Origin of the sequence: Pedobacter petrophilus (assembly GCF_009674725.1) — a bacterium.
GTDB lineage: Bacteria > Bacteroidota > Bacteroidia > Sphingobacteriales > Sphingobacteriaceae > Pedobacter > Pedobacter petrophilus.
The window spans coordinates 128,842-136,186 of the sequence record NZ_WKKH01000011.1 but is presented as its reverse complement, the minus strand read 5'-3'; the positions used below and the strand labels follow the sequence as shown (position 1 = coordinate 136,186).

Genomic DNA, 7,345 nt, shown 5'->3' with positions numbered 1-7,345 from the left:
GCAAAAGTTGCTACCAGGGCGATCATTAATACTTTAATTGCTTTCATTTTGATATTTATTTATGGGTTATAAACCTTGATTATTGTTTAATAAATTTCCATATATCAAATGAAGAATTAATGAACTTTTACCTGTTTGAATTAATTTTTAATTCATTTTTTTAATGCATTGGCTCGTGCCATAGCCGGGTAAGGATCAGGGCCTCAATAAAGATCCTTAGCGGGTTGTTTACATATTAAATTAATTGCTTTTGATAATTCTAAAATCTGATCAACATTCGCTTTTAAAACACTGATTAAATCCAAATTATCACTCAAACTATCTCCAATTAATAAAATTTCTTCGTCATACGCGATCAGGTGCTCATTTAACCAGGTAAAATATTCCTTGGCATTTAAATTTTGATCATAAGGAAAATCCGGAAAGTCTTCATACATGTCAGCGATTTGTTCATGAATTTCATCAATTTTATCACCACTGAAGATAAACTCATAAAGTTCCATAGGAACTGCTACGTTCATTATAGCGCCTGGCATATCCTCCAGTAGCCATTCCAGGTCATTATTTTTTACATAATCTACCGGGTTAGTAAAAGCATGCTCGCAGTTTGAAATTATAGCTTCTTTGTTTTCTAAGGTATGGCCATCTAAAATTAATTCAATAGTTTTTCTTACTTCCATAGGTTTAGAATTTTGATGTTTTCTGAATAGAGTTCCAAAATAAAAAAAATAATTAAAACCAGAACCGCCCTAATTTCTGAATTGTCTCTCCCGTTAAGTGATCCGATAAAAGGCAACAGAAATGGCTCATATTTAAATTAGAGACCTGATGTGATTTAAAAACCGGACAGGTTATGTAAAATAGTTTGTTTTTCCATTGCTTTTAAATAGTTTTAGCTACAATAAACTAGAAATGTTATCATGTTTGAAATTGAAGAATTGGGTGGTGCATACATTGGAAATGGCCGGGCTACATGGCCATTTGCTAAGTTGATGGTTAATAAAAATGAATTGAGATTAAATGCATCTATCCTGGGAAATTTATATTTCCGGCCTGCTGATATTCTTTCTATTGAACTATTTTCTGGATTTTTAAGATCAGGTATAAAAATCAGGCACAGGGTTAACGGATATAACCAAAAGGTTATTTTTTTAAGTTCAGGAAGTCGTGAGCTGATCACGCGAATAGCAAATACCGGCTTTTTAAATAACACCAGTCCAATACCCGCAGACGTTGAAGCCGGGATATTACAATACCAATCCAGCGGCAGCTTTCCAATGAAATGGCCGGCGGTGATTATTTTTGTATTGATTTGGAATTTTTTATTGATGGGAGATCTGCTTGGCTATTTCAGGAGTACCAATAATTATTTTCATCTCCAGGTAGGTAAAGAACTCGCTTTGATATTTGCCTTTTTATTTGCTTTAGCTATATTAATATCAGCGCCTTTTAGCAGGCTGGTTTTAAAAAACGGCCGTACTGTTACGGATATTAGGTCATTTTTGTATTTCTTAATGGCAATAACAGGGTTTATCTTTACTATTATTTCGCTTCTATCCCGCTAAATCAGTGTGAAGCTCTCTCGCTTTATAATGTCGACATACTAAACGATCCTAAAATAATTATGCTTAAACTAAACAGTAAAGCCGTTCCGAAATCCGGAACGGCTTTACAACCTAACTCATTTGTGCGGTAATTACATTTTTGCAGCAGCAGCTTTTTTAGCTTTATGATGTTTTTTATGCACCTTTTTAACTGTTGTTTTTTCTGTTTTGGCTTTAACAGGTTCTTTAGTTTGTGCACTTGCTGCGTTTACTGCAAAAGTTGCTACCAGGGCGATCATTAATACTTTAATTGCTTTCATTTTGATATTTATTTATGGGTTATAAACCTTGATTATTGTTTAATAAATTTCCATATATCAAATGAAGAATTGATGAATTTATTGGCGCTCTTAGTTTATATTTAATTGTTTTTTTAACATGGAAAAATAAGGTGTAATTGTTTTTTGAGCCATTTATCTGCAAAGGCTATTTCTAAGACCTTTCAGATTGCCGCAAGAATCTTAAAGACATATTTTGGCATCATCCACCTGGCCCTTTATATCCCGAAGCTATCTTTTTCTTAGTCTTTGATGCTGTTAGAACCTTCAGTGTAATAGTTATTGAGGCATCATAACGAGATTACCAAGCCTATTTTATTTGAGAATTAGAGGTGCGTTGCGGAACATTTCGAATAGCGAGATTAATATGGCTTCTCATTATTCCTACCCGCATTTGAAAAAGTTAATAATTTAATCTATTGGTATTAGCCTGTTGAACTTCGCAACAGTAGGCACAGGGCCATCTGCCGGATAGGTGAGATAATTTACGGTAAGTACACTATTTTCGATAACAAACCTGTCTTTATCGAACAAGAGGAAATTTTCAGGTGTACTTTTAATCGTTTTACCAGTGGAAGATTTCTCTACATTACTGGTAATGTTAACTGTTAATTTATCTTCTGAGATGGAATATTTTCCGCTCATAACAGTAGCCCAATATTGATTATCCTGATTTCTGAACTGTATCGAAAAATTCCCTCCATTTTCAAAACTTATCCTTTTGCTATAGGCACGTTGAGGAACTTCTTCCCACGATGATCCTGTAAGTACATCAGGCGGTGTACCGGATGGATTATATTTTTTGCAGGAAATAAACAAAAAAGGAAGCAAAAGCAGCAGTGCGAAGGTTTTGAGTAGCTTATTAATCATAAGATATTTTTTATGATAAAAACGAAGAAAGATGCGCAAACGCTACAGACTGCTATAAATAATATTTAAACTACACTTTTTTCATAGTGATTGATTAAATAACCTGATAAAATTTGATGTAGCCTCAGTTTCTGAAATGAATTCAGAATGGTACTCAATTTTAGCGGAAGATTTTTAAAGCTAATTTACATGGCTATGCATCCTCACCATTCCAGATATCATCATCTGCATGTTTAATTTCGTCATGACTTGATGTTGATGTCTTAAATTCTTCATGATGATAATTACGTTCCGGATTTTCAGGAAGCATGTCTTCATGACCTGGAATGTTTTTCCTTAAGTGTTCTGGTTTTTTCACTTCTGGCAAGTCATCATGAACAACAGAGGGCGTTAAGATCTTTTTTTCGGGATGCAGGTTCTTTTCCATAGTGATATCAATTTGGCAAATTTCAAGCCACAAGCAAAGATGAGTTTAATATCTTATTAAATGCGTATAAACCGCAAGAATGTTAACGATCATTTTAAGTGAATCAGAAATGAGTGTCATCCTGAGCCTGTCGAAGGACCTTGGAGAACCTCAAGGCATTTCGACAAGCTCAATTTGATAACAGGAAATTATTTTCAGGAGTTTGATTCATCAATAAAGATGCTGAAACAAGTTCAGCAGGACGTATGAGGGATTCAGTAAGACGTATGAGGGTTCAAGCAGGAATTCACCAATCAGCGTGTCATCCTGAGCTTGTCGAAGGACCTTCCAAACCTCAAGGCATTTCGACAAGCTCAATGTGACAACAGGAAATTATTTTCAGGAGTTTGATTCATCAATAAATATGCTGAAACAAGTTCAGCAGGACGTATGAGGGTTCAGCATGACGTACCAGGTTCAGTAAGACACTCGAGGGATCCAAGCAAGACTAATCACCAATCAGTGTGTCATCCTGAGCTTGTCGAAGGACCTTCTAAAACCTCCAGGCATTTCGACAAGCTCAATGTGACAACACAAAAAAATGTGACAACACAAAAAACTTAATAATTTCCAGTTACGCCTACTTCCAGGCCACGCAGTTCTGCTAAACCCCTCAACCGGCCAATGGCTGAATAACCGGGGTTACTTTCTTTGGCTAAATCATCCAGCATCTGGTGACCATGATCGGGGCGAAAGGGAATCGGCTGCTCACGTAATGCATTTTCTTCAGAAATGGCCTTCATAATTTCATACATATTAACATCGCCACCCAGGTGATCAGCTTCATAAAAACTGCCATCCTCATCTTTAGTTACGTTACGTAAATGAGCAAAATACACCCGTTCTTTTACGGCATCAAAAATTTCCAAAGCATCGTTTTTCATCCCTGCACCCAATGATCCGGTACAGAAACAAACGCCATTAAAGGCTTGATCCACTTCGCTAATGATGCATTTAAAATCCTCCAGTGTACTCGCGATCCTTGGTAAACCTAAAATCGGATATGGGGGATCATCCGGATGAATGGTCATTTTAATCCCTTCTTCTGTACACACATCAGCAATGGAATTTAGAAAATATTTTAAGTTCTCTTTCAGTCCCTGGGTTCCGATTACTCCATATTCATTGATACTGGCACGCAGGGTTTCGAGTTCAATTTCCTTCTCATTTGGAATGCCCATTAACACATTTATGCGGAGATCAATCAGTTCCTGTTCACTTAAACCTGCATGTTTTTCTTGTGCTCTTTGCAGAATCGATGCAGAATAATCCTGATCAGCACCTACCCTTTTTAAAATATAAAGATCAAAAATAGCGAGATCAATCCAGTTGAAATACAAGGCTTTAGAGCCATCTTTCATTTCCAGATCGAGCTGTGTGCGTGTCCAGTCTAAAACCGGCATAAAATTATAACACACGGTTTTTATGCCACAATCTGATAAGTTGCGAAGAGATTGTTTATAATTCTCCAGGTATTGATCAGCATCTGCCCTCCGGGTTTTAATTGCTTCATGTACGGGTACGCTCTCTACTACAGACCACGTTAAACCAGCGGCTTCTATAATTGCTTTTCTTTCGCGGATATCTTCAAGCGGCCAGATTTCTCCATGTGGAATGTGATGCAACGCAGTTACAATACCAGTTGCGCCAGCTTGTTTCACATCCTGCAAGCTTACCGGGTCATTCGGGCCGTACCAGCGCCAGGTTTGTTCTAATTTTTTATATTTCATTTTATATTTGGTTCGTTGGTTTGGCCGAAGCCGGTTCAGGTCTTTTTAATACTTACTTTATTTTGGAATTGAACTTCACTAAACACCGGAGAAGGCACAGAAGCCACCATCTACTGTAATATTTTCTCCGTTCACGAACTTCGAAGCATCGCTTAATAAATAAACCAAAGCGCCGATTAATTCTTCCGGAGCACCGAAACGTTTGAATGGTGTTTTTACAATGATCGCCTCGCCCCTGGCCGTTAAAGATCCGTCTGCATTGGTTAGTAAAGCCCTGTTCTGATTGGTAATAAAAAATCCCGGAACAATACCGTTGATTCTTAATTTATCCTGATAACGGTTAGCCAGCTCCACAGACATCCACTTTGTATAACTATCTACAGCTGATTTCGCCATTGAGTAACCCAATACCCGTGTAATGGCCTGGGTAGCAGAAACGGAGGAAATATTAACGATACTACCGCCATTTTTAGCGATTTCTTTTCCGAAAATCTGAGTCGGGATAATGGTGCCAAATAAATTTAAATCGAAAACCTGTTTTAACGCGGAAACATTAAGGTCGAAAATATCACTTCCAGGCTGAATAACCGCTTCAGCAACATTGCCTCCGGCAGCGTTAACCAAAGCATCTACCCTGCCAAAAGTTTCGAGGGTTTTGTTTTTTGCCGCTTCCAGGGCCGCCTCATCGAGTACATCAGCAATGATATAAATGGCCTTACCGCCAGCGTCATTTACTTCCCGGGTACGAAGTTTTGCCACTTCTTCATTCCTGCCAATTACCACAATGGTGGCCTCTGCAGAAGTAAGTCCTTGAAGAAAAGCTTCGCCTAATACACCTGTGGCGCCGGTAACGACCACAACCTTATCTTTTAACGTAAACAGATTTTCGATCTTTTTTATCATCATTTAGTTTTTTATCTCGTTTATTCCACTACTAAAGTGGTGATAGAATGTGGCAGGCTGGTAGTGGTTGCTGCATGTTCCTTAATCCACAAACTATATTTTAATTTTTCGTCAGACTGGTTCATTACCACTACAACTAATTTTCCATCGGTATTTAAGAAAGCAGTAGATTGTAATTTATCCCTGCTTGATGCTGCGCCAACTCTTTTGGCACCCGGGCGAATGAATTTAGAGAAATGGCCCATGTAATAATAAGCGTTGGTATAAATCAATTTATCTTTCTTCGTATCTGCGTGCACTGGTGCGAAACAGAAATTCCCTACGTGGTTTGGTCCGCCTTTTTCATCTAAAAGGATGTTCCAATCTGTCCATGCTGCTGTTCCGGCGTTGAAATCGTTGATCATAGAATAACCGTAGCGTTCTCCTAAAGTCCAGTCGTCTAACTTATTTACATTGTATTTTTCCTGGCAACCCTCCGTAAAGATCAAGGCTTTATCCGGATAAGCCTCATGGGTTTGACGCAGGTTTCCAAACTGCATGCCGCTACCTGTCCAGGTTTCGTACCAGTGAAAACCGATGCCCCACACATATTTTGCAGCATCTTTATCATTTAGAATGGTGCTTGCCCTTTGAAAAATCTGATCGCGGTTGTGATCCCAGGCAATTAACTTTTTGGATGCCAAACCTGATTTTTGTAAAGTTGGACCTAAGAAGTTTTTAATGAAATCGCGTTCCTCTTCTGCGGTGTAAATACAGGATTCCCAGATCTGTTTTGCCATCGGCTCATTCTGAACAGATAAACCCCAAACCGGGATACCCATCTGCTCATATGTTTTAATGAATTTCACATAGTGATTGGCCCAGCTCTGGCGATATTGCGGCAATAAATGACCACCCATGATTAAGCTATTATTATCCTTCATCCAGGCTGGTGGCGACCAAGGACTCACAAATAAAGTTAGTTTGCCCCCTGCTGCTGCTGTGGCTTGTTTAATTAAAGGAATTTTGAACTGCTCATCGTGTGCAACGCTAAAAGTTTTCAGGTCTTTATCATTCTCCTGTACGTAGCTATAACTGCCGCTCGAAAAATCGCAACTTGCAATATTCGTACGGGCTAAAGAGTAGCCGATTCCCTTTTCTTTGCTATAATAAGCTTCCAGCAATTCCTGCTGATTTTTTTTTGAAAGTTTAGCAAAGGTCTCTGCAGATGCATCTGTTAAAGCGCCTCCAATGCCAACCAGTGTTTGATACTTAACCGTAGGATCTACAAAAATACAAGGTTCTGTTTCAAAAGGTTGCCTGTTCTCAACGAAATTTAAGGTTTCCGTTTTACTGATGCGATAATCAGATTTTTCGGCAGTAGTGTATACCGTTACTTTTTTAGTTTCTACCTGATAGTTCCGGACAGCCGCTTTAGCCGGTTTCTTTTTTTGAGCCGATACACTAAAAGCCGTTGCCAAAATCAATAAGATGCTCAAATTTTGTTTCATTGTT

At 38.3% G+C, this 7,345-nt stretch carries 8 protein-coding genes; 1 reads left to right on the top strand and 7 read right to left on the bottom strand.

Features of this window, described 5'->3' with window-relative positions:
* Positions 1-203 precede the first annotated feature (203 nt).
* The gene (locus tag GJU39_RS09655) at positions 204-680 is read right to left on the bottom strand and encodes a hypothetical protein (RefSeq protein WP_154280579.1); all 477 of its coding nucleotides are present in this window, start codon (positions 678-680) and stop codon (positions 204-206) included.
* Between the two features lie 240 nt (positions 681-920).
* Here GJU39_RS09655 and GJU39_RS09650 point away from each other — a divergent pair, with 240 nt between their 5' ends.
* Entirely contained in the window at positions 921-1,565 is a 645-nt protein-coding gene (locus tag GJU39_RS09650; RefSeq protein ID WP_154280578.1) for a hypothetical protein, read from the top strand.
* Positions 1,566-1,696: 131 nt separating this feature from the next.
* Here GJU39_RS09650 and GJU39_RS09645 read toward each other — a convergent pair whose 3' ends face one another.
* From GJU39_RS09645 to GJU39_RS09620, 6 genes are all read right to left on the bottom strand, one after another.
* Entirely contained in the window at positions 1,697-1,864 is a 168-nt protein-coding gene (locus GJU39_RS09645; protein ID WP_154280577.1) for a hypothetical protein, read from the bottom strand.
* Positions 1,865-2,293: 429 nt separating this feature from the next.
* Positions 2,294-2,752, bottom strand: coding sequence for a hypothetical protein (locus GJU39_RS09640; protein ID WP_154280576.1), 459 nt, complete (start codon positions 2,750-2,752; stop codon positions 2,294-2,296).
* 193 nt (positions 2,753-2,945) lie between these two features.
* Positions 2,946-3,179 (bottom strand): hypothetical protein, encoded by a 234-nt coding sequence (locus tag GJU39_RS09635; RefSeq protein WP_154280575.1) that lies wholly within the window; start codon positions 3,177-3,179, stop codon positions 2,946-2,948.
* A 599-nt stretch (positions 3,180-3,778) separates the two neighbouring features.
* Positions 3,779-4,948 carry a mannonate dehydratase gene (gene uxuA / locus GJU39_RS09630; protein WP_154280574.1) on the bottom strand — a complete coding sequence of 390 codons (1,170 nt, stop codon included), beginning with the start codon at positions 4,946-4,948 and terminating at the stop codon, positions 3,779-3,781.
* Positions 4,949-5,026: 78 nt separating this feature from the next.
* Entirely contained in the window at positions 5,027-5,854 is an 828-nt protein-coding gene (locus tag GJU39_RS09625) for an SDR family oxidoreductase (RefSeq protein ID WP_342448191.1), read from the bottom strand.
* Positions 5,855-5,871: 17 nt separating this feature from the next.
* Positions 5,872-7,341, bottom strand: a complete 1,470-nt coding sequence (locus GJU39_RS09620; protein WP_154280573.1) for a glycoside hydrolase family 30 protein — start codon at positions 7,339-7,341, stop codon at positions 5,872-5,874.
* Between the last annotated feature and the right edge of the window lie 4 nt (positions 7,342-7,345).

Excerpts from the sequence above, each read along its gene's own strand:
- GJU39_RS09655 (WP_154280579.1), bottom strand. The coding sequence starts at position 680 with ATGGAAGTAAGAAAAACTATTGAATTAATTTTAGATGGCCATACCTTA.
- GJU39_RS09650 (WP_154280578.1), top strand. The coding sequence starts at position 921 with ATGTTTGAAATTGAAGAATTGGGTGGTGCATACATTGGAAATGGCCGG.
- GJU39_RS09645 (WP_154280577.1), bottom strand. The coding sequence starts at position 1,864 with ATGAAAGCAATTAAAGTATTAATGATCGCCCTGGTAGCAACTTTTGCA.
- GJU39_RS09640 (WP_154280576.1), bottom strand. The coding sequence starts at position 2,752 with ATGATTAATAAGCTACTCAAAACCTTCGCACTGCTGCTTTTGCTTCCT.
- GJU39_RS09635 (WP_154280575.1), bottom strand. The coding sequence starts at position 3,179 with ATGGAAAAGAACCTGCATCCCGAAAAAAAGATCTTAACGCCCTCTGTT.
- uxuA (WP_154280574.1), bottom strand. The coding sequence starts at position 4,948 with ATGAAATATAAAAAATTAGAACAAACCTGGCGCTGGTACGGCCCGAAT.
- GJU39_RS09625 (WP_342448191.1), bottom strand. The coding sequence starts at position 5,854 with ATGATGATAAAAAAGATCGAAAATCTGTTTACGTTAAAAGATAAGGTT.
- GJU39_RS09620 (WP_154280573.1), bottom strand. The coding sequence starts at position 7,341 with ATGAAACAAAATTTGAGCATCTTATTGATTTTGGCAACGGCTTTTAGT.